The sequence below is a fragment of the Methanosarcina sp. DH1 genome, from assembly GCF_020804205.1.
GTDB classification, from domain to species: Archaea; Halobacteriota; Methanosarcinia; order Methanosarcinales; family Methanosarcinaceae; genus Methanosarcina; species Methanosarcina vacuolata.
Map to the genome: position 1 here is coordinate 81,897 of NZ_WJBJ01000003.1, position 26,562 is coordinate 108,458.

Below are 26,562 nucleotides of genomic sequence, written 5' to 3' on the forward strand. Positions count from 1 at the left end.
ATTCTGCATAGTTGTAATCGATATTATACAACATTTTGCTGTTGACGTGACACTAGTGTCTAAGCAATTTAGTTATGGATCATTATAATTAAGAACGGGACTACAGATGAAGTATTGTCTATGTATTGAAGTGTCATAACTAAGTTGCCATGACACTAGTATCATGGAAATTTAGTTATTGAGCAAATCGTTGATAGCTTTTCATCAACAGATAGCGATTCAGAGTTAACATGTGACCAATAACTAAATTTTCAAGTACCAGTCACTCCCTGAAGATGTAATGATTTCTACTAACTACAGTTGACTTTTATGCCATAATGACATTTTGTTTTAATAGCAAAATTAATGCTGCAAAATATTTAATTATAAAATATAATATTTGAGTAGTTTATATATGTATAAGGAATCAGAGTATATAAGTCACCAATATAAATTTCCGTGCTATTACGGCTATGATGAGATTTAAAACTGTTGGTAATGTCAACTAAAGTTATACTTATATACATGTAAAACTAATTCCAAACTTATCCTATTCCAATTATCAGGAGTTTTCAGGATCATTTTCCATGATTAAGTATTCGCTTGACTATTCCAAATCCATATATAAAATATCAGATTTTGAGTTTCTAGATAGGCTCTGATCTTTTTTTCAAATCTTATTGAATATTGTTGAGTATCTTTCGACTGCTTTTTCATAAGTAAAATTATTTTCCACTAACTTTTTGGATTTAGTCGCAATGTTCCCAAGATTTGGAAACTCCAAAGCACGAATAATATTTTCTGCGATACACTCTGGGGAATTATTTTCCATTAAAAAACCGGTTTCTTCGTCTTTAATTATGTCAGGTATTGCCCCTACTTTTGTTGCAAGTACAGGTGTGCCACAAGCCATTGCTTCTAACATGACATTAGGCAAACCTTCTGTGTACGAAGGTATGACTAATAACTTTAATAAATTTAGATATTTAGGGAGGTCTTCATTCGAACTCCATCCGACAAGTTTTACATTGTTTTCAAGACTATTATTGGAAAGATAATTTTTAACATTATTTTTCAAATCTCCATCACCTATTATCAAAATATTCAGAAATGGCTTTTGCTTTAAAAGAAGAGGAATTGACTTTACAAAATTGAGAATGCCTTTTTCTTCAGACAAACGACCTACATACCCGATTAAATCATTTCTTAGAGTAAACTCAGTATTTAATTTAAAATTGGAAAAATTCAAAAAGTGTCGAGGAGCTATCAAAATTTTATGAGAATACTTTTTTAAGTTCCATTCATCAATAAGACGTGGGGAATATAAAATTATTTTATCGACAAGATTTAAGTTTATAGTACATAATTTTGCAACTATTTTCGATAGAGTATTTTTTTCGTATTTTATCGAATAGCCCGAAAGTATAATAACTGTTTTTTTATTAAATAGCTTTGCGGGTATTAATGGCAAAGTCAGCGTTTCCCCTCCCAAAAAAAATATGCATACATCTATTTTGCCAATTATATTGAGAAGTACATGAGCTATTTTCAACTGAGTAAAGATATAATTTTTAATCCTATTAATTTTGCCAGTACCCTGGGAATGAAATATACCATACAAATGAATATATTTATTATTCGTAAAATAATTATAACCATCATTTCCAGTAATAAGATGTATTTCTTCAAAAGAAGAAGTTAAAATATCAATAAGATTAGATAATGGAGTAAGCCCTGCTTTCATGGGTGGAAAAGTGATTACGCAAATACTTTTTCTTTTGATAACCATATATGCTCCTTCGTCTATTAGCATTGTCTAAAAATATGTTTAAAAATATATTTCCTGGTCTTCCGGGGATCTCGAAATGGATTGTAACACATTCACTTTTTATGAATACAATCCTCATAAAGCGTCTCTATTTTTTTGCAAATCAATGGCCAGGTTAAATTATTTGTAATATATTTATTCCCATTCTCAACAAATTTGCTTCCAATATCAGGATTCTCAAGTATCTGCCTAATTTTGTATTTCAAATCAATTATATCCCCGTATGTTACCAAGTATCCACAATTAGCCTTTTTTATAAATTCACCACAACCACAATCATCAGTTACGATCACTGGAGTCCCACATGTTATAGATTCGAATGGAACAAGACCAAATATTTCAAGAACCGAGGGATAAACCAGGACATCAGCATCCATATATGCCTCGAGTTTTTCAGCACTACTTATAAAACCAGTAAACTTGACTTTATCATTTAGGCTTAATTCTTCAACTATAGATTTTGCCTTGTTTAGATGTCCATCATCTGGACCTGCAAGTACCAAAATAACATTATCCATTTCAGTTAATAGCTCTGCAAATGATCTGATTAAAAACTCAATACCTTTTCTTTCGTGCAGCCTGCCTAAATACAATATCATATGCTTCTGGTTAATATGGTACTTGGCTCTAAAACTACCTTTTTTAGGTAAGCTAGAAAATGAACCAATATCTATACCATTTGGGATAACAACCACTTTTTCAAGAGGGACATTCATTTGTAAATATTGATTAACTTCGACATTAGATACAGCAATAACATTTGATACGCTTTTTAGCAATCGATTTCCGCAAGACACATCATAAATGTATTTTAAACTTTTTTTTTCGACAATTCGAGATACCGAACCATGCGCCTGGAGAATGCAAGGAATATTATATTTTTTTGCATATTTATAAACAATAATATTTTGATAAGTTCTAAAGTTATGCATGTGGATAATATCGAATTTAGCAATATTTTCATTTAAGTACTTGTTTATAGAAGGAGAAACTAATAAGCCTCCTATATTCAATTGACAATGAAAAGGAATAACTTCTACTCCCTCTAATGAATCAATAAAATCATTATTTAGTTGAAAATCAGTTGTCAGGACTGTGACTTCATGTCCTCTTTTTTGAAGATTTTTTGATAATTCATAGGGAACTACTGCTGAACCCCCATGGTTTGAAGAAAAAAATTGAATGACCTGTAGTATTTTCATAGTACCACATATGGAAGTATTTTACCTACCGCGAAATTCATTTTTAGCCTTATTATGCTCTGCACAGTATGTCCTTTTGTTTTTTGGCCTTGAAACATTCACGATTTTATAAATAAGAGGCGTAATTGGAGAAGACAATACAATTTTTGAAAGGATTTCACTATTAAACAGTAAAACTGAAAGATAGTCAAGTCTTACTTTATAAGGCTTGAAACTTTGTAACTTCTCTCTATGCACATCTCTATTATATTGAATTTTATTAATATCAGATATTCCCAGGCCAAATTGTTCAGCTATACCCAGATGTTTTATTTTACTTTTATCTAGATTCATTAAGTATGCTGCTGAAGAATCAACTGCAACAGGGTTATTCGAAATTAAAATCTTATTTGTTTTTACAGGAGTTCCTTCCATAGGACCGTGACCGTCCAGTGCCCAGAAGCCATCGACTATTTGAATCTTATTTTTAGTTAATTTGCTGATAAGAGCCAGTTTATAGTCAAGGTTTTTATGGTAAAGTAGCCTCATTGGATCAGGATAACATCCCCATAGATTTTTAATACTAAAAGTTCCATGGGTCATTGCATGAGTCTTCAGGACAGGTACTGAAACAAGACAATCTATTTCGTTAAGTAATAAGTCTGGAAGATCAACCCACACTTCTTTTCCACATACATTTTCGATAACTTTCTTTCTAGGCAACTTTGAAAGATTGACAACCTCTACATTGGAAAAATGACTAGCTACGTCAAAAATACCATGGTTCTTCAAAGAAGTATCCGCTGAGTAAGAATAGTTTCCTCCATCTGATTCTCCCACAAATACTTTTTTTACGCGTGGAGAAAACGTTTCTATTACTGCTTTAATCATTTGTGGAGTTGTGGTTATTCCAGGTTTGTGAATATAATCAGTTAAATTCGGTTTGATAAAAATTACAGAATTCCTATTGATAATTTCATCTACTTGTATGAATTCTAATCCTTTTTGAATTTCTTCTAAAAGATTTTGTTCATTAATTGTGTTAATATAGACTTTAGGGCTGTTAGCTGGCATATTCATCTCTCTCTTCTTTTTAACAATTGCTCAAGAGATTTTCAAACTGAACAGTAATTTTATCCCAACTTAAATTATGAACATAGGAGTATGCTTTTTCACCTTCATCTTCAACTTTATGTGATTTGTAAAGCCATGTTGCTTTTTCTAACGTATCAGCTGAGTCTTCAATATAGTTAATTCCACTATTCAATCCAAACTCCTTTTGTATACCAGGAAGGTTAGTGGCTATTACAGGTTTTCCTACAGCCATATACTCGTAGACCTTGATCGGCACTATGTTCATCATAATTTCATTTTTATAAGCTGGCAAAAGGCAAACATCGGCAGCAGCAATATGTTCTGGAATTTCTTCAAACGGGATTTTTCCTGTTAGTATCAATTTTCCATCCATTTTTTTTTCAGTTTTCATTTTGAGTAAAGGTTTGAAGAGATCTCCTTCTCCGACTACCATTAATTTAAAGTGTTCGTTTTTAGTGGTAGAAATACTTTCTGCAACTTCTTTCATTCCCGAGAACTCGTATATCCACCCCATAAAGAACAATAAGATATCATCTTTTTTGATCCCATATTTTTCTCTGATCAATGAACCATCTACCTGAGGATTGAATTTTTCAAGATCAACACCTGCAGGTACTACAGATATTTTATTGGAGTTTCCACCCATCTCTATAGCATAGTCTCTTAAACCCTGGTTAATAACAAATACCTTATCTGCGCCTTTAATTGTCCATTTTTCAAACTGTTCTGCGGTTTTTTGTTTGAGTTCACCTGGAAGCAATGTATGTAAATGGTCTATGAGATAATATACAAAGGGAATATTGTGCTTTTTAGCCTGATGCATACCAATATATGCATTAAGAATGCCAAATGCAATTATTACATCTGGATTAAACTCTTGAATCTGTTTTTTAATTTCTTTTTTATGGAAGTAAAAGATAGATGCTACATCAAGAATAGGAACTTTAATCATTCCTGGCCTGATAAGGGTAATATCAGCTTCCTTAAATATTTTGTAAGCTCCATTAATCTCTTTCCGACCGGTGATAATTTCTTTATCTTTGCCTTCTTTCCATAGGTAGTCGTAATCAATTACTCTTATCTTATGGCCTTTCAACGCCATTCTATCCATTAAATGATGCTGTTGATGAGGCCCTCTTTTTATCCAATCGGTTTCCTGAAGCACTAAGATATTCATTCAGCATCACACATCAGAACTCTGCACTCTTCTCAATATTTTCCCAATTTTCTTCAAACCAGGCATGTACACTTTTCAGGCCGTCCTCAAATTTCATCTGAGGTTTATAACCAAGTACCCTATTCGCTTTATCAACGCAGGAAAGAAGTTTTGTCTTTACATCCCAGTCCCTGCGTTCTTTAAAATTAACTGCAGCTTCGTTATTCGTTAATCCATTGACAATTGTTGCCATTTCAATGACCTGATGATCTATCCCTGAACCAAGGTTAAAAGCCTCGCCAATGGCTTCTTCTTCTATACCCATGGCAACCAGACCATTGACAATGTCTCCTACATAAGTCCAGTCTCTTGTTTCTGTGCCGTTACCAGTAATTGGGAGTGACAGTCCTTTCATCGCCCAGTAGAAAAAGTTGGGGATTACATTTCTATATTTTCCTGGAACTTCCCCTGGCCCATAGGAGTTGAAGAAGCGAGCGTTTGCAATGGGCATATTGTAAAGATTATGGAAGTAATTGGTGTACAGTTCACCAAGAAGTTTCGTTACCTGATAAGGTGTGTGAAGACTGATTGAAATATCATGTTCTTCGAATGGCATTTTGGAATCAAGCCCATAAACTCCGCATCCGGATGAAGAATAAACAAACCGCTTTACATTAACAAGTTGAGCGTACTGAAGAACTTTGAGAATCCCTATACCATTGATCATGAGGTCTTTCTCAGGGTTGTCAACAGAATTCTGGTTTGCAAAATGGGCAGCTAGATGGAATACATAATCAGGTTTTTCTTTGAAGACCCGCTTGAGCATTTCATCATTCAAAATGCTCCCTTTAACAAAAAAGATGTTATCTGCTTCTGGTATGTTCCACTCATAAGAAGAGGAGAGATCATCTAATATGATAACCTTATGTGCGTTCATCTCTGAGAGTTTTCGGCAGAGATTTCCTCCAATAGCACCAGCTCCTCCAGTAACAAGTATAGTTTTTCCTTCATAATCACTTGTATAGTCTCTCACTTTATTCACCTATTCTATAATATTTTTTCATCCATTCTACTGTTCTGCTTATCCCTTTTTCTGGAGAAACTTTTGGATTATGTTTAAGGTCTCTTATGGCTTTAGAACAATCAATTGTTTTTACTTTTGTTGTAAACTCTTCTGCCCCTTCATAAGTAACAAGGGAATCATCTATACCTACGGCTTTCAACACAAGATCTGAATATTCTTTAATATCTTTCTCCCATTCAGGCCTTCCAGCTACATTGTAGACCTCTCCAGGAATGAAATTATCAACAATATTTGCCCAGGTATTACAGGAATCTTCAACGAAGTCGATTATTCGTTTATGTCCGCCATGCACCGTGTACGGTTTATTATGGAGGGCCAGATAGATAAATTTAGGAATAAAACCTCGATAAGGTGTGTAATGTTCATAGGGACCATAACAATTTACGGGACGAACCCTGACAGTCTCTGTTCCAAACATCTTCGCAGAGTTCATACACATAAGTTCCCCATCCCATTTAGTGATGGCATAGTCATTCATTTGATAAGTATCTTTAATGGGGTTATTTTCCATCACATCTTCGGTCATAACCCCATTATAATCTCCATACACTTCTGCACTGGAATAAAAAATCATGCGGAATTTGAGTTTTTCCTGGAGCCGAAGCATATTCTTAGTGCCTATCACATTAGTCTGCCAGAGATTTTCATAGTAATCCTCTCCATTCCATCGGCCATATTCGGCTGCTAAATGATAGACATAGTCGAATTTTGATTGTTCAAAAATTCTTTCAACTTGTCTATAGTTTCTGACATCAGCTCTAATGTAATTTTCACGCCTGGTGTTATAGAGATCAGCCGCGATTACTTCGTGACCTCTACTTTTCAATTCATTAACAAGATTTGTACCGATGAAACCTGCTCCACCAGTAACAAGTATTCTTTGGGTTTCCATATTTTTTCTCCGGGTCTTTAATAATAATTTATTAATATTTAACTGACGGTATTATTTCGAAACTTCTCCGCATATATCTAAAGCAATTTTTTCCGTAGCTTCATCTTTATATTGATTACTCCAATTTTTCTCCTTGATTGCATTCTTGCATATGTCTACGATTAATTTTGCCGCAGTCCCATTGCCATAGGGATTACTCCAATGTTTTTCCCTAACTGCATTCTTAGCATGGCTGAGTATTACAAGCGGGTTCACACCTGCAAGAACATTGGACCCGACTTCCAGAGTTTCCGGACGCTCAGTATTATCCCTTAAAGTAATGCAAGGTACTCCCAGTATGCAGGTTTCTTCCTGTAAGCCTCCGGAATCTGTTAATACAAATTTGGCATTAGCTTCCAGTTGAAGGAACTCAAGAAATCCCTGTGGGGGGATAATATTAATTCCTTCTAGAGAAAAGCCGAACTGTTTTACCATTTTTTCAGTTCTGGGATGAATCGGAAAAATGATTGGAAGTGAAAAATAATCCTTAATCAATTTTAATCCTGTAATAATTCCTTCCATCCTTTCTTTGATATCTACATTCTCAGCTCGATGAAAGGTAACAAGGATATATTTTTTAGGAAATAGGCCCAGTTTTTTCAGTATATCTACTTTATTTTTTGCAATTTTGATATTTTGATATACTGCATCGACAACGGTATTTCCCGTGACAAAGATCTTTTCAGGATCAATTCCCTCTTTTACTAATTGTTGATATGAAGTTTCAGTTGGAGCAAAAAGATAATCGGAAATATGGTCTGAGACAATGCGATTTATCTCTTCTGGCATATTTCGGTCAAAGCTCCTGAGACCAGCCTCAACATGCCCAACTTTAATATTTAATTTAGCTGCCACAAGACTTGCAGAAAGAACGGTATTAGTATCTCCCTGTACAAGAACAATGTCAGGTTGTACCATGGAGAGAACATTTTCAATACCCAGCATGATTTTACCAGTCTGTGAAGCGTGGGTTCCAGAACCTGTATCTAAGTTGTAGTCAGGTTGAGGGAGATTTAGCATATCAAAAAAAATACGATCCATTTCATAGGAATAATGCTGACCAGTGTGAAGTATGAAATATTTCAGGTTTAGTTTTTCGCATTCTGCTATGACAGGAGACATTTTGATAATTTCCGGTCGTGTACCTAGAATAATACCGATCATTGCTATTAACACCTTTTTTAATAATCTTAGTTTTTATTACTTTAGCAACCAATTCAACATAAATTCTCAAGTATTATTCACCATATTTAGCATGAAAATGCTGCCATCTGCAAGCACTTTCATTGGTTGTGCATGTTATTCGAAGAATATCATGTCGTTTGTATTCGCCATATTGTGGATCGAACTAACACATTATTAGACTGAAATCCAGCACAGTATTGGTATCTCAAGAGAATTATATAACAAATATAAAGCTCCAATTTATGTACTGCCTGAAAAATGAAGTTTATAAACTGCCAGCCACTTACATAAAGAAATTACGCTATTTTCACGTCCTTCAAAATTGTAGATATGGAATGCAGTAAGATACCTGTCAAAGCCATGAAACTTCCTACGATAATAAACAGAATCATGAGCATTGTAGGCCCAAAATACAAACTTTTTCCCATCGTGAAATCCTGTACAAAATAAGCGCCCATAATAAAACCACTTATTCCAAGAATCAATCCCGGGACTGTAAGGTAGTAAAGAGGTTTGTTGAATTCGATATCTTTTAAAATCATAAAAAGAACTCCAAAGCCGTGTTTTATCGGGTTTACAGTTGAACAGTCTACGTCGTATCGGACGCCAATTTCAACTTCGGCTATACGAAGGCCGGATTTGCCTGCATCTGCAAGCATTTCGCTTTCAATAGCCATACCCTGAGCTTTGAAGCGGAAAACATTTTTCGTTGAGGCTGAAAAGGCACGAAAGCCGCTCTGAGAATCGGTGATCTGAAGCCCGGAGTTTAGCTTGGTGGCCCCGTCAAGAATAGTCTGGCCGACCCGACGGTAGGAAGGCGTATTTTTATCTAGGCCGTTTAAGTATCTGCTACCGTTGACCATTTCGGCTTCACCTTTAATAATAGGATCAACAAGCTTCGGGATCTCGGCAGGATTGTGCTGACCATCTGAGTCCATTGTAACTATAATATCTGCGCCCAGGTCGTCTGCGGCTGCAAAACCGGTCTTGAGGGCTGCGCCTTTCCCTTTGTTTGCCTCATGAACAATTACCTCGGCTCCTGCTTTTTTTGCAATCTCGGCTGTCCGGTCCGAACTGCCATCATCGACCACGATTACGCTGTCGGCATAGTATCTGGCAAGCAGGACTACACTTCCTATGGAAATTTCTTCATTATAGGCAGGAAGGATCACTGTGACATTCTGCGGGGCTGTGCTCTTTACACACTCACTTTGTTTTTGGACTATGCGCTGGGCACTCTTATCCACTATTTTTTCTTTGCTCAATTTGGATGACCCCTGGATATTATGCAATTTAAAGTGAATTTGCCTATGAGCCTAAAAGGCCATTTAATTCCGATAATATTATAAGTGTCTAATATATACTGCGATATTAACTTTTTGGAGACTAATATGAAAAACTATCATATAAATTTACTGCAATTCTTTTAATGAATGAAAATAATTGGAGAATAATCTTATTAGTCATCCTTTTTTGTACAAATGAATATAAAATTAAGTTATTTAGATAAAGTCATGTATACATAGCTCCATAAATATAAATTTTCCGTGAATGATATCTTGCAAAGCATAAATCAAGACTCCAAAAAAGCTATCCTGTAAACTTTAGGGCACGTTTTTCTATATTTTGCAGATAAAATTCGCATTTGGTGGCGTCTCTCCAAAATATGTCGGATACGGGGTCGCTTGAGGCAATATATGAATATAAGGGTAAAGGCCGGAGTAAAAACACGAGGATTAGTCAGGCAGCTTCAGTCGGAATTACGGCTTTTTATGGCATATTTAATCAAGCCTGATCTTAAAGGCAATAAGATTCGGCAATGTGCTGATTTTTCTGTAAAATCATAACTCTTAAAAAGTTGGTAGTTTGAAAATCCAATATCGAAAGAACGGAATTATAATCAGTACACAAAAAATGAACTTTGAATTTACAGCAAATTCGCAACACTGCCTAAGATTTCCTGTAACAGCGATAAAAGTCTCGGCCAGAGTAAGCGGGATCATCAAAAGGGTAGATACGGAATTAAAGCTTCTGCTGGAATGTTAGCCAAACTGGTTAGTTCCTGCCATTTCTAACAAGTTTAGCCACTTTTACTGAGAAATCTTTCAACAGATACGTCTCTTTAAAGCGAGGATTCTAACTGAATCGACATATATATAAAGTTAAATAATAATTAAGTTACTGAGATATTTAAATTTGCTACAAAAATTTGCAAACAGAGATTAAAAACTCTATGCCTCTTCGATTTAATCAAAGTTGCGCTGGCGCACCCCGCTGCAAGCAACGGGGTATGTTCGCGCCACCGCTCGAAATTCCGTCAAAGGAAATAGTAACCCTAAACGGTTTAGTTTGAGCAGAAGTTAACAACCGAAAAATGGAATTGATAATTATATAGTCATCAACGGTTACCGGGGAAGTTTCCATCCCCGCAGCAAGCTAGCGGGGTATTCGACTGAAATAAATTGTGTAAGATAACTATGAGCAAAAAATTCAGGGTAATACTACCTGAGTAGCAAAATAACGATATAAGAGAGATCTCTAACAGGGATCTTTTTAAGGAGTAGGCAAAATTGGGTCTGCGTGATATTTACTATTATTTTATTGCATTTGCTATGATGGCTGGTGTAATAATTGCTTATCTGCTTAATCTCGATATAGACCAGAAACCAAATGGGAGAATTTGTGTCAGGTTTGGGAATGCAGATAGTCTTTCAAAAGCAAAACGAATATTAATTATTTTGGGGTGAAAACTGGACGATTCAATATTTTTTCATGTTCTTACTGCTTGTAACTGGCGATTTTGTGAGCTGGTCCCAAAACTCAAAATTTCTTCTCTGAATCCCATACTCTGAATAGTTATTGAGCTTCAAATTATGAGAAATTGTTCTGAAACCTTACCGAGTTTTGAGAAAAATTGGTTTTGGATAATAGATAATAAGAGTTAAATACAAAAATATTTTGTGAGTAAACATTTTAGAAGCCATGTAGATCATTAGGAATTTGTTTAAAAATAACTATAAAACAGAATAATGGGACAAGATAAATGTACCTGTTGTTTTGTCATATTTGGAAAATGAATTACTCTACCAACTAGAGCAGATAAAAAGAATCATATATATTTAATAATTTTTCAAGAGGTAAAACGTTGCTTAATTTAACAGAGCATCAGGAAATTTTCAGCAAGCAAGTGCCTAAGAATTTACTGGCCAATATTTTGTATTTTATATTGAATGTGATAATTGGTTTGCTTCTGGTACCATATTTTATTGATTCTCTTGGTGTAGCAAGTTACGCACTTGTTCCTTTAGCCACCTCTATTACCAGTTATGTAAATTTAGTTGTACAATCACTCAATACATCCGTGTCAAGGTATTTGACTATAGATTTACAGAAACGAGAATTCAAAAAAGCCAGTATAACATTTAATACTGCTCTTTTTGGAACGCTTGGAATTATATTAATAATGCTTCCTTTTGTTGTCTTAATTTCATATTATTCGCCTTCCTTCTTTAAAATTCCCACTAGCCAGGAAAATGATGCAAGAATACTTTTTCTTGGAGTGATAGGTTCATTCTTATTGCGGGCGTGGGGAAGTAATTTTGGAGTTTCTCTTTTTGCCTATAATAGACTCGATCTCCAGAACCTTGTGAATGCTGTAAATATTATTGTTCAAACAAGCTTAATAGTAATATTATTCAAGTTATATTCCCCAAATCTTGTTTATATCGGATTAGCTTATTTAATTGGAGCTATAGCTGCTCTTGTTTTATCTATATTTTTCTCACGCAAGATAAATCCCCATCTAAAAGTTAATGTAAAAGATTTTTGTAGATCGAAAGTCAATGAAATTACGAGTATGGGCGGCTGGGTTATAATTGATCAGATTGGTTCATTATTATATCTTCAGATTGATTTAATTGTTGTAAACAAGTTATTTGGTACTATTGCTGGTGGGGAATACTCGGTAGTGTTGACTTGGAGTACAATGTTACGTGCTGTCGCAGGAATGCTAGTGGGAGTCATTACACCTATAATTTACACATATTATGCAACGGGTAGAATCAATGAACTGATAAACATATCAAAATTCACTGTAAAGCTTATAGGCCTTGCAATGGCATTACCCATAGGTTACATATGCGGTTTTGCTCCTCAACTTCTTACGTTATGGATAGGCCCGAAATTTGCAAAACTCTCATTACTGATGGTTTTAATGTTATGTCATCTTGTAATTAATTTGCCAATAATGTCTCTCTTTGCAATCAATTTTGCATACAATAAAGTAAAGATTCCAGGTATTGTCACATTTTTAATGGGGATTGGAAACTTTTTGCTGGCAATAACGATTCCCTATATTACAGGTTGGAACTATTATGGAGTTGCATTGGCAGGGGCTATTATGCTAACGCTTAAAAATGCATTTTTCACACCATGGTATGCAACCAAGGTACTTGGAATTTCTAGAATTACGTTTGTGAACTCTATGGTGCCAGGAGTTTTTGCAATGGTTGTGACTGCTGGAGTATCTTTTTTATTTGGGAATTATCTACAAATTTCAGGAATAATTTCTTTAGTAACTTATGGAATTATTTTGACTTCAGTTTATCTATCAGTAATATGGGGATTTGGATTAAATAAATTAGAAAAGCAAATTGTAGGATCATCTATACCAGTAAAATTAAGGAGCGGGTTGAGTCTTGAAGTCAAATGTAATAGATGAGATAGTAAAAAATGACTTGTGTATAGGCTGCGGAGTTTGCGTAGGAATATGCCCACAAAAGTCCCTGATAATTCAAGAGAGTGAGTGCGGAGAATATGCAGCCTATAAAATACAAGACTGCACATTAGAATGCGGCCTCTGTCTAAAAGTATGCCCATTCGCAGATACAGAAGAGAACGAAGACACTATAGGATATAAATTTTATCGACACTCCACAGAAATAATGCACACTTCAGAGACGGGGTACTACCTTACTTCCTACGTTGGGTACTCGGAAAAATACCGCCTGACAAGTGCTTCAGGCGGAATAGCTACGTGGATACTTGAGAATCTGCTTACAGAGAGGATAGCTGACCATGTAATTTGCGTCTCACCCGTTGATGACCCTGAGAAACTCTTCGCATTCAAGGTCTTTGACACCGCGGATAATGTGCGGGAAGGAGCAGGATCGGCTTATTATCCGGTAGAGATGTCTGAGGTAATCAACTATATACTTTCAACGCCAGGGAGATACGCCATTACAGGACTTCCGTGTTTTATTAAAGCGATTAGGTGTGCACAACAGATTAACAAAAAATTAAGGGAAAGAATTATAGTAACCTTGGGATTGACTTGCGGCCAGCTAAAAAGCAAACACTACACAACTTATTTAGCATCACTTTCAGGTATACAAAATCCAATATGGGTAAGATATCATCAGAAATTACCAGAAAAACCTGCAGCAGACTATCATTTTGTTTGTAAAGATTCAAGCAGCCAAATTGGAAAAAGAATATTCATTAGTACAGGCATGGGAGAAGCTTGGTTAAATCGTTGGTTTACATATAATGCATGTAACTACTGTGATGATGTCTTCGCAGAGTGTGCAGATGTTAACTGTATGGATGCATGGTTACCCGAATATTGGAACGAACCTGAAGGCAATAATCTAGTGATAATTCGCTCTCAACTTATTAATCAATTAATTAGAAAAGGAATTCAAAACAATCAATTACACCTTAAGGAAATACCCATCAATCAAGTAATAAGAAGCCAAAAAGAAGTGATTTATCATAAAAGAACTCTACTCCCCTACAGGATAAAATATAACCTCAAATATAACGACAAAAAAGTACCTACTAAGAGATTTAATGCAAAAAAAGCAAATAATCCACTACGAAGAGATTTCACAAAACTTCAAATGGAAATGCAAAAAGAAAGTACGAAGATATCACGAAGTATCCACTCAAATAAAGATGTTAGCGCCGTTCAAGTCAAAGAAATTATGGAACCTTACTTAAAGAAGTCTGTTCGGATAAATAGAATACAAACCGTGATATCACTTCCAAAAAGGATTATAAACAAAATCTTAAAGAGTAGATTACATTAAAAATATTGAGGACAAATCATGAGTGAAACATTTCTTCTTGCAGGAAACGGATCCTATGGAAATAAAGGATGCGAAGCAATTGTACGTGGAACTGCAAAAATAATTAGAAAATATTTTAAAAATCCAAATTTTCAATGCTATAGTACATTCGAGAATGAAGATTTTTTCCGGATGCAATCATTACAAGAAACAGATAAATCTGTAGTGCATAGACAAATACATATACCAAGAAAAATCACATCAATAGCTTTTCGAGCATTGGATAGTTTCAGCCCCAAGATCCGAAAAAGATACGAATACAAAGAGATGATTCCAACCCTTGATGAAGCACGTGCAGTGCTTTCGGTTGGTGGTGACACATACGCGCTTGACTGGGGTATCCCTAAATTATATACAGATTTAGATGACATTGTCATGGAAAAAAACAAACCATTAATCATCTGGGGCGCTTCGATAGGTCCATTCAATAAGAGCCCTGAATATGAGAACTATATTCTAGATCATCTTAAAAAAGTGGATGGTCTCTTTGTTAGGGAACCAGAAACAATAGAATATCTAGAAAAAAAAGGATTTAATGAAAATATCTACCATGTCGGAGATCCGGCATTTGTGATGGATCCATCAAGACCCGCTGAAGGTTTAGCATCAACAATAGAGGATGACGCAATTGGAATAAACTTAAGTACTCTGATGGCTAGGTATGTTGCCAATGGAGATAAAGAACGATGGGCAGAGATAAGTGCTAAATTGATCACACGTATACATGATACATTTGAGAGACCCATCTATCTAATTCCCCACGTAACCAGACCAGTACCAACGGATAATGACCATACTTTCTTAAAATACGTATTATCTAAAATTGATATTAATAAAGAAATATATTTAATTCCACCGAATCTTAATGCTGCTGAATCAAAATGGATTATTGGGAAAATGAACATATTTATGGGTTCACGGATGCACTCTAACATTGCAGCTTTATCTTCATGTGTACCTACATTATCTCTTGCATATAGTATCAAGGCTAAAGGAATCAATGCTGATATCTTTGGATCTGATAACTTTTGTTTACAACCAGAAAAGATCACAGTTGAACTAATTTGTAACTCTATTGCAGAACTACTAGAGGATGAAACAAATATACGAAAAAATCTTGCAAGAGAAATCCCAAAAGTTCAGGAACGGGCATTTAATGCGGGAAAATACCTAAAAAATATAGTTGATGGATTATGAAACCAAAGATATCTGTAATAATCCCATTACTAAATAAAGGTCCACATATTAGGCAAGCCTTAAAGTCCGCATTAAACCAAACAGTTCGGGACTTTGAGATAATTGTAGTTGATGGTGGATCAACTGATAATGGACCAGATGTTGTAAGAAGTTTTAGCGATAACAGGATCATTTTCTTTAAACAAAAGGGCACTGGTGTTTCTGCAGCAAGGAATCAAGGAGTCGAAGCCAGTAAAGCAGATCTGATTGCTTTCTTAGATGCTGATGACGAGTGGAAGCCTCAACACTTAGAAACTATTTTAAAGTTGAAGGACAGGTATCCCTACGCAGGAGCATATACAACGGCATATAAAATTAAGGAAGAAAACGGCAGGCTAAGATGGGCAAAATATAAGGCAATTCCTCCTGAGCCTTGGGAAGGCTTGATTCCAAATTATTTCAAATCAGGAGCTCTTGGGGAATATCCAGTTTGGACCTCTGTTGTGTGCATCCCAAGAAATATATTTAATGAAATAGGAGGTTTTCCAGAAAAAGTATGGTATGGGGAAGATGCAGATATATTTGGAAAAATTGCACTGAAGTACCCTATAGCTTTTAGTTGGTATATGGGAGGAATATATCATTATGATGCGGTAAATAGGGCTTGTAACCGACAAACTCCACTAGAAGAAGAACCCTTTGTAAAAACAGCAAAAAAAGCAATAAAAGAGAATCTTGTTCCTCCAGATAAAGTCGAAGATTTAAATGAATATATTGCAATAAAAGAAATCTATAGAGCAGGGAAACATTTGAGTGCTGGTAAAAAAGAAGTTGCAATGCAAATTCTTAAAGGTCATAAAACAAAATACCATCGATATACAAAACTAACTTTTATGATAGCTACTGCCATCCCAAGTCCTATATTTCAAAGAATACTTAAAATTAGAAGATTATTAAAACATAGAATGTCATTTAATAAATTGAAATATTACAATAGCTGAGTTACAGCAAAAATCAAAATTTGCTCATTGAATCTTACGTCTTGTTAATGAGTTATTTCAATTCTACAAAAATGAGTACATTATCCATGTTTAAAAAATGAAGGGGTTACTATGCTTACGTTTTTCAATAACTTCCCCCCACAACCAATATAATATCTTAAGTTCCCAAATTTTAGGTAACCCATTAATAACCCATTAATAATGAGCTGAGGTTTATACCGAAAGATCACATACTTGCGCTCTACGTCTCATTTTCAACGCGGTGCAGGTTTTGATTCTTGGAATGTATGTAGTTAAGTCTTGAAAACGAGTTCGATTGAATTAAGTGCATTATAGGATGAAATATAACCTAGGTAATAATGTACGACCAAATTTTAATCACAGACACTTAATTTCACAAGTCTGAGATGTCAGATGATTATGATTTTGAAATTATAGTTTGCGGTTCCTATGCTTAAGTTTAAGCACATATTCTATATCATAGAATAGCTTATGTGTCTAAAAAAGTGGAACGTAGATAATATGAGATGCATCTGTTGGGCCAATTGATAGCTATCAAAATATGAAAAATACATGAAAAATATCTTCAAGATGATTTTTGTAACATCTGATTAAACTTATTATATTTATCGTGGGCACAAGCTCAACAAAATCAATGACTTTGGATAAATCCAGCAATTCTCCAAAAACTCTCTGTCAAATTTGTAACAGACACTGCGAAATTAGTTGATTTTTAAGCGATGTAATCACATGATAATTTTGCTGCTTAGAATCAAAATTAAAAAGGAGCTACAAACGATGCCGCTTATTTCGGTAGTTATTCCCCTCTACAATAAAGAACCCCACATCAAGAGGGCAATAGACTCAATTTTAACTCAGAAAATTCAGGACTTTGAAATTATTATAGTGGATGATGGTTCAACAGACAAAAGTGCCGAGGTAGTCAAAGGATTCACAGATCCCAGGATTCGATTGATTCAGCAAGAGAATATGGGAGTATCTGCAGCAAGAAATCGAGGAATTAAAGAGGCAAAAGCTGATTTAATCGCATTTTTAGATGCAGACGATAACTGGACTCCAATATTTTTAGAAACAGTGTTGAGACTAACTGAAAAATTACCTGAAGCCGGGATTTATGCAACTGCATATGATTTTTTGAAAAATGGAAGATTAAAAGCTGCAAAATATTGTGCAGTCCCTCCAGTACCGTGGGAAGGTTTTCTCCCTAGTTACTTTTTATCTGATGCTACTGGAGATCATCCGGTATGTTCGTCCGCCGTATGTATTCCAAAAAAAATATTCTTTGAGATAGGAATGTTTAAAGTTGGTGTCAGATATGGAGAAGATGTTGATTTATGGGGTAGAATTGCTTTAAAACACCCAATTGCATTTAGTCGTGAGATCGGTGCTATATATCATAATGATACTGTAAATAGAGCTTGTAAGTTAGAATCTAAAATAGAGGAGCATCCTTTTGTGAAATCTGCTAGAGACGCTATTGACAAAGGAGATGTTCAAAAAGAAATTTATGATGACTTGATGGAATGCATTGCAAAATATCAATTACATTCTGCAAAACGAAATATAATTAGTGGGAATCGTGAATTAGCTAAATGTAATTTAAAAAATTGTAAAACTAAATTATTTAGATGGAATAAAATATTTTGGTATTTTTTTGCATATATGCCTCATACAGTTTCATATAATATGTTAATCTTTCTAATAAAGATAAAGAATAGTGTGCATCAATCCTAAAGGCCTAAAAGATTCTGGCCTAAAAGATTCTGAATATTCGTATACATCTATGCACAATGGTTTACTTTGGCGTGAAAATAAACATTAATTCATTTTTTTAGTGAAGTTTAATATGAGAGATTAATAGTTGGTTATATGTAAACCATATAGCTTCAAATATTCATGGGGCATTATATCTCAAAATCGTTATCATCAAAAATTATTAAATTTAAATTAGACGTTGAATAAGAAAGAGCGATTACTCGCTCTCCCTCTTCTAAGAACCGTACGTGAAAGTTTACTTTCATACGGCTCAAGCATTCTATAACCCTTTCTGTATCAGGCAGCAGTTTTTTAATCAAACGAGTTGATTTCATTCGAATACCCCGCTAGCTTGCAGCGGGGTGCGCCACCGCAACTTTGATTTTGAAACTTTCTTGTCCTCGTAACTTATCTAAACTTATCTAAACTTTAATTTTACTAGAGATTCTACTACATTCTTATGCATTGGTCACCGGTTAAGAAATTCTCTTGCCGCGGACCTCGATTTCAACAAAAAATCAAGCCCAAATTTTGAGCGTTTAAACTGAAATTGATATCAAACTCCAGCTTAATATCACTGAATGGTTTAACAAACTTTGTGGAAATCAATGCAATTGATAACGGTTTCTCCTTAACCGATGACCAATGCATTCTTATGTTGAATCTGGACTTTGACAATTCAAATATAATTAGAAACTATTCAGCCATAGCTTTGTTAAAGGCAGTGTGCCTAATCTTCTGTAAATTTTACTCTATACACCCCTAATTCTTCTTTTTTGATTACTGCTCCATTACTATATACCTGTTTCCTGTAATCCAGTCTTCATTTATATCAATCAGTATTGAGACTACCAGTCTCAATACTGATTCCTGACTCGGAAATGCTCCCACAACTCTGCTTCTTCTTTTTATTTCCTTGTTAGTTCTCTCCATCATATTTGTTGTCCTTATTCTTCTCCAATGACTCTGTGGAAACTGCATGTAGTTCATTACATCATACTGAAAATGTTCAAGAGTATCAGCTGCACTTTTATATCCCATATTATCCAGTTCCCTTATCAAATCCTGTAACATCTGATGGTCTAACAATGCTTCTTTTATTTTCTCTGATACTTCTTTCTGTTTCTTTTTTGGAACCTTTTTTAGAACTTGTCTTATCAGGTGAACGTGACACATCTGCCAGCTTGATCCAATAAAGGATTCTCTTACTGCTTTTTGTATTCCTTTATGGCCATCAGAAACAACTAACTTTACGCCTCTTAACCCTCTTTCTTTAAGGTCTTCGAATAGATCTTCCCAGAATAGAGAGGCTTCACTGTCTGCCAATCTTACTCCAAGAATCTCACGTAAACCATCATCTCTGATTCCAGCAACTACAAAAAGAGCTTTATTCTCATAATGGAGTCCATCTCTTACTTTAAGATAAGTCGCATCAACAAAAAGGTAAGGAATTTCATGTTCTATTGGCTTTGAGAGAAATTCTTCAACTTTCTCATCAAGGTCTTTAGTAATTCTGGAAACAGAAGAAGCTGAGATTCCATCTACTCCTAAAGCAGTCATGACCTTTTCCACCCGTCGGGTGGAAACACCTTGAAGGTAAGATTCCGCTACAGCAGCTAGTATAGACTTTTCAACCCTGGAATACTTTTCAAATACCTGAGTTTCAAAAGGAAATTCACGGAATTGGGGCTTTAACAATTCAAGTTCTCCATATTTGGTAAGGAGAGCTCGGGGTTTGTAGCCGTTTCTACTGGCTTTCCGTGAAGCAGTACGCTCATAACGTTGTGCACAAGATTGGAGGAGGGCTTCCTCCTCCATGACAAGGTTTAAAAACCAGGTAATTAACTGGCGAATTCCATCTTCCTGATCGACAAGATAATCTTTTATAAATGAAAATAGATTAACCATTGACTCTACATCCTATTTTTTTGTGGTGAAGAAAAAGGATATAGAGTCAATCATATTTTACAGAACTTTCGCTACACTGCCTTGTTAAAAGCAATTTTTCCTCTTTCCGAGGAAAAATTGCATATAAAATCAAAGTTGCGCTGGCGCACCCCGCTGCAAGGAGGCTGTCCGACAATTACTTTTAGTAATAAAAATAATATCGTCTTCTGTGAATTAGAACTTCCTTATGAGATTTTTTTCTATTCCTTATTACTCAGGTCTTAAAGTGAAAAGTTCCATTTATTCCATTTACCTYTCTAATGATCTCGTTTTTATTTGAGTAAATCCATATTTTCYTTAAGTTAACTGCTGTACATATCAAATTAAATTCATTTCTGACTGATTTTATTCCCCTTGTSAGAAATTCYCTAAACCCAAGATTCTCTTTATAGTTTCCAATTGCAGGTTCTACTACCTGCTGCCTTTGCCTGTATATYTCTTTTGCTTCTTCTGTTTTCATTTTCTCTGCTAATTGCTTTCTTTCTTTTGAAAATTCAGCTATTTTYAACTGTCTAATTCCATCCTTTCTTTTTGTACAATTTTTGGTAAATTYACATTTTTGACATTCTGTTCCCTTGTAAATTCTGTACTTTCTCCTCCTTTCTTTCTCATAACCTTCACGCAAAAACTTCAATCTTTGATTTTCAGGACAAATAAATTCATCAATTTCTTCATTATATTCAAAATTACTAATATCGAACCTAACATCTTCGACGTTTTCTGTTATTGTTTTAGTTACTTYTTTCTCTGGAATATATGGATCCAATTTTTTATCRTTCAAATAATGTATGTTGTTTCCACTATAGTATCCAGTGTCTGGTATCCAGTGTCTGCACATAGCTTAGTGCCTACTTTTAATAAACCACAATTTTCTTCCACCATTTCAATTTGAGGCTTCAATTGATACATGTCGTTTCTGTCTTGGCATACATCATTTGCAACTATAACTCCTAGTTCATGATCGACCGTTATTTGAGTATTATATGCCAGTTCAATCGTTCCTTTTTTGTTAAGCATAAAACGAGATTCTTGATCAGTCAAGCTCACATTATCAATACTGTCTTTTTCAAATTCATTAAGTGCTTTTTTAATCGTATTTTCAATATCCCTTTTTCTATCTCCAGATTCATCCTTATTGACTTGCTTTATGTACTTCACGACTACAGCTTTTACTTTATRTTTTTCACTTTCATTCAACTGATCATAACCACGGCATTTTCCAAAATGCTCATCCTCAACTTTGTYTRTTTCAATACCTTTTTTTAATTCATTCTTGACATATTCTTCAATTACTTCCAAGACATTTTTCATAACCGTACTTTTTCTTGACGCAGAGGCTTTTACTATGGATCCGTCAATACTTAATTGTTCAAGACCTATTACTCCTAGATCTYTGGCTGCYTTAACTGTATTTTTGAACATTGCAGTAATCAATTTTTCATTCTCTTTTCTGAAATCACTGATTGTTCTAAAATCAGGYTGTAGGTTTTCAGCTAAATACATGTAAACTATATTTTCTCGAACATTGCGAGCTATMGCTCGCGATGATCGAACTCTATCAAGCATAGATTGAATCAAAATCTTACACATTATGCAAGGATGATAAGCAGGGTGTCCAGAACCTTCATATCTGGTTTCAAATTCACTAAAATCCATCTCATCCACAAAAGACTCAACCAAATAGCAGATATGATCTGAAGGAATAAGATCTCGGATATCTGGAGGTAAAGTCCAAACTTGATTCTTTAAAGATTTAATGAAAACCATAAACCAAAAAATTAGTRGAAATATTATATAATAMTTAATATATTCAAAGCAAAAACCTCAATTACCTAAGGTAATTGTCGGACAGCCTCCAAGCTAGCGGGGCATTCGACTGAAATAAGCTTCTTTTTTCAATATCATGCTTACACGTGAAGAGATCCTTGAAATTTATGAATCTGGTCCTGAAGCAGTTATTGCTGTTATCCAGAGACTTGAGTCTATCATAGAGAAACAAGATTCTCAGATTGCTGAACTTGAAGAACGTGTAAGAGTTTTAGAGTCTCGTTTGAATCAAAACAGCCAAAATAGCAGTAAACCTCCTTCTACTGATGTTTTTTGTAACGAAARACCTAAACCTAAGGGTCTCCGCAAGAGTAGTGGCAAAAAAGCTGGTGGCCAAAAAGGCCATCCTGGAAAGACTCTTGAAATGATTGAAAACCCTGATTAGATCATATGCCATTCTCCTGACTGCTGTGAAAATTGTGGTTATCATCTTGAAAATACTGAAGTTCAGGATTATGAACGCAGACAAGAAATTGAAATTCCTCCTGTGCAAATCATATATTTTACATTTCGACCCCCCTCTCAAAAATAAGGTGATTTTCGCAACAACTGAACAAACTTATTGAATCAGATGTGGGCACATGCTCAACAAAATCAATGATTTTAACTTGAATCTCACAATGTTCAAAAAAATCCAGTTTAAATTTAGAAAACAAATTAAAAATTTAGGCATTTATGAAGACACATAGTAAATAATACGTGATTAATACGGAAGTAAGCGCAARATTAGTAATAAACTGTGTGAATAAAAAAATTAAGTTGTATTTTTTTGGAGGGGGTCGAAATGTAAAATATATACTGAATATCGTTGTGAAATCAAGAAGTGTCCTCACTGCGGGAAAGTTAACAAGGGTTCTTTTCCAGAGTCTATAAAATTCCCGATTCAATATGGACCTCGTTTTTTAGCCTCAATTCTGTATTTGAGGAACTATCAATTGCTTCCATATGAAAGGACTTGTGATTTAGTAGAGGACTTCTACGGTATACGTATCAGCCCAGCTACCATAAGAAGAGCGGAAAAAGAATGTTTCCAGAACCTGGAACCTTTCGAGAAAGCTGCTATGGAACATCTATTAACTTCCCATTCTGCCCATTGTGATGAGACAGGAATGAGAGTTTTGGGGACTAAATGGTGGCTTCATGTTGTCTCAAACAATTTGTGGACATATTATTTTCCTCATCCTAAAAGAGGGACAGAAGCAATGGATGCTCTGGGATTCCTTCCGCAATATAAGGGAGTAGCAGTTCATGATGGATATTCTTCATACAACAAGTATGGATGTGAACATGCTCTGTGTAATGCTCATCTTAAGCGGGAACTTACTGGGATTGAAGAGAATTTTGAGCAGCAGTGGGCTAAAAAGATAAATGAACTTCTCAGTGAGATGAAGAAGTATACTGATGAATGTAGAGAGATGGAAATTCAAATAGATCCTGAAAAAGTCAGGGAATTTGAGCAAATATATGATGCAATAATGCAAGAAGGAATTAAAGAAAATCCACCACCTGATCCGTCAAAAGAGAAGGTCAAAAAGAGAGGAAGAACAGCACAAACAAAAGCAAAGAATCTCCTTGATAGGTTCATAGCACACAAGGAACAGATTCTGAAGTTTCTTAATGACCTGAGAGTTGCGTTTGATAACAATCAAGCAGAGCGGGATATCAGGATGGTGAAGCTACAACAGAAAATTTCGGGAACTTTCYGAAGTATAGAAGGAGCGGTAGCTTTCTGCAGAATTAGGGCATACATATCATCGATTAAAAAGAATGAAATGAATGTTATGGAGGCTATTCTAACGGCGCTCAAGGGAGCGCCGTTATTAGCCTGAGAATTGAAGCATTTTGCTCCAAAACATACTTTTTTATCAGTAGCTGAATAGTTACATTTATTCAACATTTAACCTTTTGCGTCTCCTGCGATTGTATTATGAATTAGACTTCCAAATGGTTGTGAGTCTGCGAAATCATTTCAGGATACAACACAACGGAACCGTTACGATTGATATATATAATAAGTTGGACTTATATGTTTTCTAAATATTGTCAAAATATTAAGTTGGTGAATAAATTATGGAAGTCCATCGCGCTTTTAATTACATGCAACGCTTAATTTTAAAAAAAACTTTTTCTTTATGGCAAACGTTAGGGCTGCATATCACAGCTAATCATTTTTATGAGCCAATCCCCGATACTTCGACATTAAATGTTAATTTATGGTTAAAGTGTTCTGAGTTAGTTGGAATTGATTTTAATGAACAAGAGCAAATTTATCTTCTCTCTGAGTTTGGTTTAAAGTATAAAGAAGAATTAGACTCTTTTCCTAGAAACAGAACTGAATGTCCTTATCAGTATTTCTCTTATAATGGTGCTTTTGAATCAGTAGATGGGGATATTCTATATTGTATGATACGGCAATTTAAACCTCAAAAAATTATTGAAATTGGTTCAGGAAATTCAACTTATTTATCAGCTCAAGCTGCTTTAAAGAATAAGACAGAAGATGGTTATGAATGCGAAATGGTGTCAATTGAACCATACCCAAACAATGTATTGAAAAGAGGCTTTCCTGGACTGTCACAACTAATCACTCAAAAAGTTCAAGATTTACCTTTGTCCCTTTTTGATTCACTAGAGGAAAATGATATCCTTTTTATAGATTCTAGCCATGTGCTGAAGATAGGTAATGATGTACAATATGAATATCTGGAAGTATTACCACGTCTTAAAAAGGGAGTCATTATTCATATACATGATATATTCTTACCAGAAGAATATAGAAAAGATTGGGTATTAGATATGCACAGATTTTGGAATGAACAATATTTACTCCAAGCATTCCTGACTTTTAATGAAAGTTTTAAAGTGTTGTGGGCGGGAAATTATATGTGTCTAACATATCCTGATAAAATAGAAAAAACATTTAGTTCGTACAAGAGAGATAAGGTAAAACCTTCAAGTTTCTGGATTGTAAAAACGAGATAATTTAGGGGTTCTGTCAAGTCTACGGGTGTTAAGAATTTTTCCATATGCGGTTGAGCCTATAAAGTGCCCAACACCCGTCAACTTTACAGAACCCCTTAAAGTATGAGGAAAATATTTTTGCAACGGAACCTGATTTGGTCATGAATTTCGTATAATCATTATCACTGTCTGGATATGTCTCCCCATTTGTAACATTTATCATGGATTTTCCAGCTGCATTGTAATCATTGAGAGCCAATAAATATTCTTTTGTGCATCCGTGTACTTTGGTGATATAGTACTTTTATTATTCTCATCAAGTGCCTTCTGTGTATCGAGAATCTCAAATTAGCTTTTAAAATCTCAAATCTAATTTGATACTCACTTTTTTAAAAGTATCTCCCAAACGAATTTTTATCCTCAACTTTATTTTGCATTTCTGTCAACACCAGTAGTTGATATGCTATGAAACTCAATAGAGAGTAGAGTTTTCTACTCTGATTTCTCACTCTTCTGATATCGAACTTTACTGTACCTTTAATATGTCCATGTATCTTTTCACATTCAGCTCTCTTTTTATACTGATCATCAAAAGTCTCATCTCTAATATTTTGGTTTCTTAGGTACATTCCTACCTGTTCTTTCCTTCCAATTTCATATAGAAATCTGAGTTTGTTTTCCATTGGTGCGTGAATATCTCCACCGAGTTTCCACTTTTTATTCACCCAGTGATCGATTCGTTCCTCTTCACCTTCTTGATTGATTACTGCATTTGAAGCGTAGGAAATAATCGGTTTTGCGTTTAGATGATACCAAATATCAGAATGATTGAGGAATGAATCATAACCTCCGTCAGCAGAATAAAATTCCAGATTAGCGTTCATGTTCTTTAGAGCTTCAATATGGTCGATGAGTTCTGGAGAGTCACCAGAAAGTCCTTTTGTATGAGTCATGAAAATTGGATAAGTTCCAACCATTGTAATATGTGCCTTATCCATTTTGCATTCATAATGAGGATTATAATCAGCATGTTTGTCGTATCTTGAAGCTTCAAGTGGAGTGGAATCAATTTTTGCTTCCTTTTCCTGAGAAAGTTTGAGAATTTTCTCACCTATAAGCATCATTATCTCATTGACTCCTTTTTCTCCAAGTCTATACTTCACAAAATGATGAAGGGTTCCACCTGAAGGAAGTTTAATCTGGCCATTTTCATCATAAAAAGAAAGCAGGATAGCTTCTTCTTCTGTTAAGGAAGAAATGGTTTTATCATATGAGAGTTGCCTGAAACACTTAACAACAAACAGTTT

General features: G+C 34.8%; 16 protein-coding genes and 4 pseudogenes. 9 read left to right on the forward strand and 11 right to left on the reverse strand.

The window, feature by feature from the left end; genetic code table 11:
- Nucleotides 1–649: 649 nt before the first annotated feature.
- The 8 genes from FXW07_RS01635 to FXW07_RS01670 all read right to left on the reverse strand — a co-directional run bounded on the left by FXW07_RS01635 (nucleotide 650) and on the right by FXW07_RS01670 (nucleotide 9,704).
- The gene (locus tag FXW07_RS01635; RefSeq protein ID WP_229393467.1) at nucleotides 650–1,792 is read right to left on the reverse strand and encodes a glycosyltransferase family 4 protein; all 1,143 of its coding nucleotides are present in this window, start codon (nucleotides 1,790–1,792) and stop codon (nucleotides 650–652) included.
- A gap of 68 nt (nucleotides 1,793–1,860) precedes the next feature.
- Nucleotides 1,861–3,009 (reverse strand): glycosyltransferase family 4 protein, encoded by a 1,149-nt coding sequence (locus tag FXW07_RS01640; RefSeq protein ID WP_229393468.1) that lies wholly within the window; start codon nucleotides 3,007–3,009, stop codon nucleotides 1,861–1,863.
- Between the two features lie 21 nt (nucleotides 3,010–3,030).
- Complete coding sequence (locus FXW07_RS01645; protein WP_229393469.1) at nucleotides 3,031–4,062, reverse strand: DUF362 domain-containing protein; 1,032 nt, start codon at nucleotides 4,060–4,062, stop codon at nucleotides 3,031–3,033.
- A gap of 19 nt (nucleotides 4,063–4,081) precedes the next feature.
- Entirely contained in the window at nucleotides 4,082–5,260 is a 1,179-nt protein-coding gene (locus FXW07_RS01650) for a glycosyltransferase (RefSeq protein WP_229393470.1), read from the reverse strand.
- Between the two features lie 13 nt (nucleotides 5,261–5,273).
- Nucleotides 5,274–6,272: an NAD-dependent epimerase/dehydratase family protein gene (locus FXW07_RS01655; RefSeq protein ID WP_229393471.1), complete on the reverse strand. Its 999-nt coding sequence runs from the start codon at nucleotides 6,270–6,272 to the stop codon at nucleotides 5,274–5,276.
- Between the two features lies 1 nt (nucleotide 6,273).
- Entirely contained in the window at nucleotides 6,274–7,215 is a 942-nt protein-coding gene (locus tag FXW07_RS01660) for an NAD(P)-dependent oxidoreductase (protein WP_229393472.1), read from the reverse strand.
- A gap of 51 nt (nucleotides 7,216–7,266) precedes the next feature.
- On the reverse strand, nucleotides 7,267–8,418 hold the full coding sequence (gene wecB / locus FXW07_RS01665; protein ID WP_229393473.1) for a UDP-N-acetylglucosamine 2-epimerase (non-hydrolyzing): 1,152 nt from the start codon (nucleotides 8,416–8,418) through the stop codon (nucleotides 7,267–7,269).
- A 317-nt stretch (nucleotides 8,419–8,735) separates the two neighbouring features.
- Nucleotides 8,736–9,704, reverse strand: coding sequence for a glycosyltransferase family 2 protein (locus FXW07_RS01670; protein ID WP_229393474.1), 969 nt, complete (start codon nucleotides 9,702–9,704; stop codon nucleotides 8,736–8,738).
- Nucleotides 9,705–11,009: 1,305 nt separating this feature from the next.
- Here FXW07_RS01670 and FXW07_RS01675 point away from each other — a divergent pair.
- The 6 genes from FXW07_RS01675 (at nucleotide 11,010) to FXW07_RS01700 (ending at nucleotide 18,499) form a co-directional block, all read left to right on the forward strand.
- The gene (locus FXW07_RS01675; RefSeq protein ID WP_229393475.1) at nucleotides 11,010–11,186 is read left to right on the forward strand and encodes a hypothetical protein; all 177 of its coding nucleotides are present in this window, start codon (nucleotides 11,010–11,012) and stop codon (nucleotides 11,184–11,186) included.
- Between the two features lie 398 nt (nucleotides 11,187–11,584).
- Complete coding sequence (locus FXW07_RS01680; RefSeq protein ID WP_229393476.1) at nucleotides 11,585–13,159, forward strand: oligosaccharide flippase family protein; 1,575 nt, start codon at nucleotides 11,585–11,587, stop codon at nucleotides 13,157–13,159.
- Complete coding sequence (locus FXW07_RS01685) at nucleotides 13,137–14,528, forward strand: Coenzyme F420 hydrogenase/dehydrogenase, beta subunit C-terminal domain (protein WP_229393477.1); 1,392 nt, start codon at nucleotides 13,137–13,139, stop codon at nucleotides 14,526–14,528. The genes FXW07_RS01680 and FXW07_RS01685 overlap by 23 nt, the downstream gene beginning before the upstream one ends.
- Before the next feature lie 18 nt (nucleotides 14,529–14,546).
- A complete protein-coding gene (locus tag FXW07_RS01690) occupies nucleotides 14,547–15,764 on the forward strand; it encodes a polysaccharide pyruvyl transferase family protein (protein ID WP_229393478.1) in 1,218 nt (405 codons plus the stop codon).
- Nucleotides 15,761–16,744, forward strand: a complete 984-nt coding sequence (locus FXW07_RS01695; RefSeq protein ID WP_229393479.1) for a glycosyltransferase family 2 protein — start codon at nucleotides 15,761–15,763, stop codon at nucleotides 16,742–16,744. The genes FXW07_RS01690 and FXW07_RS01695 overlap by 4 nt, the downstream gene beginning before the upstream one ends.
- A gap of 798 nt (nucleotides 16,745–17,542) precedes the next feature.
- Nucleotides 17,543–18,499, forward strand: a complete 957-nt coding sequence (locus FXW07_RS01700) for a glycosyltransferase family 2 protein (protein WP_229393480.1) — start codon at nucleotides 17,543–17,545, stop codon at nucleotides 18,497–18,499.
- A gap of 801 nt (nucleotides 18,500–19,300) precedes the next feature.
- Here the strand turns inward: FXW07_RS01700 and FXW07_RS01705 are convergent.
- Nucleotides 19,301–20,478 (reverse strand): annotated as a pseudogene (locus FXW07_RS01705) (IS256 family transposase).
- A 203-nt stretch (nucleotides 20,479–20,681) separates the two neighbouring features.
- A pseudogene (locus FXW07_RS01710) lies at nucleotides 20,682–22,234 on the reverse strand (IS1182 family transposase).
- A gap of 136 nt (nucleotides 22,235–22,370) precedes the next feature.
- On the opposite strand from FXW07_RS01710, the pseudogene FXW07_RS01715 reads away from it, so the two are divergent.
- The 3 genes and pseudogenes from FXW07_RS01715 to FXW07_RS01725 all read left to right on the forward strand — a co-directional run.
- Nucleotides 22,371–22,796: pseudogene (locus FXW07_RS01715) on the forward strand (DUF6444 domain-containing protein); the annotation flags it as partial.
- A gap of 289 nt (nucleotides 22,797–23,085) precedes the next feature.
- Nucleotides 23,086–24,123 (forward strand): annotated as a pseudogene (locus FXW07_RS01720) (IS66 family transposase); the annotation flags it as partial.
- A 241-nt stretch (nucleotides 24,124–24,364) separates the two neighbouring features.
- Entirely contained in the window at nucleotides 24,365–25,276 is a 912-nt protein-coding gene (locus FXW07_RS01725; protein ID WP_229393481.1) for a class I SAM-dependent methyltransferase, read from the forward strand.
- Between the two features lie 368 nt (nucleotides 25,277–25,644).
- On the opposite strand, the gene FXW07_RS01730 is transcribed toward FXW07_RS01725, so the two are convergent.
- The coding region (locus tag FXW07_RS01730) for a transposase (protein WP_229393482.1) at nucleotides 25,645–26,562 on the reverse strand (918 nt) is incomplete at its 5' end.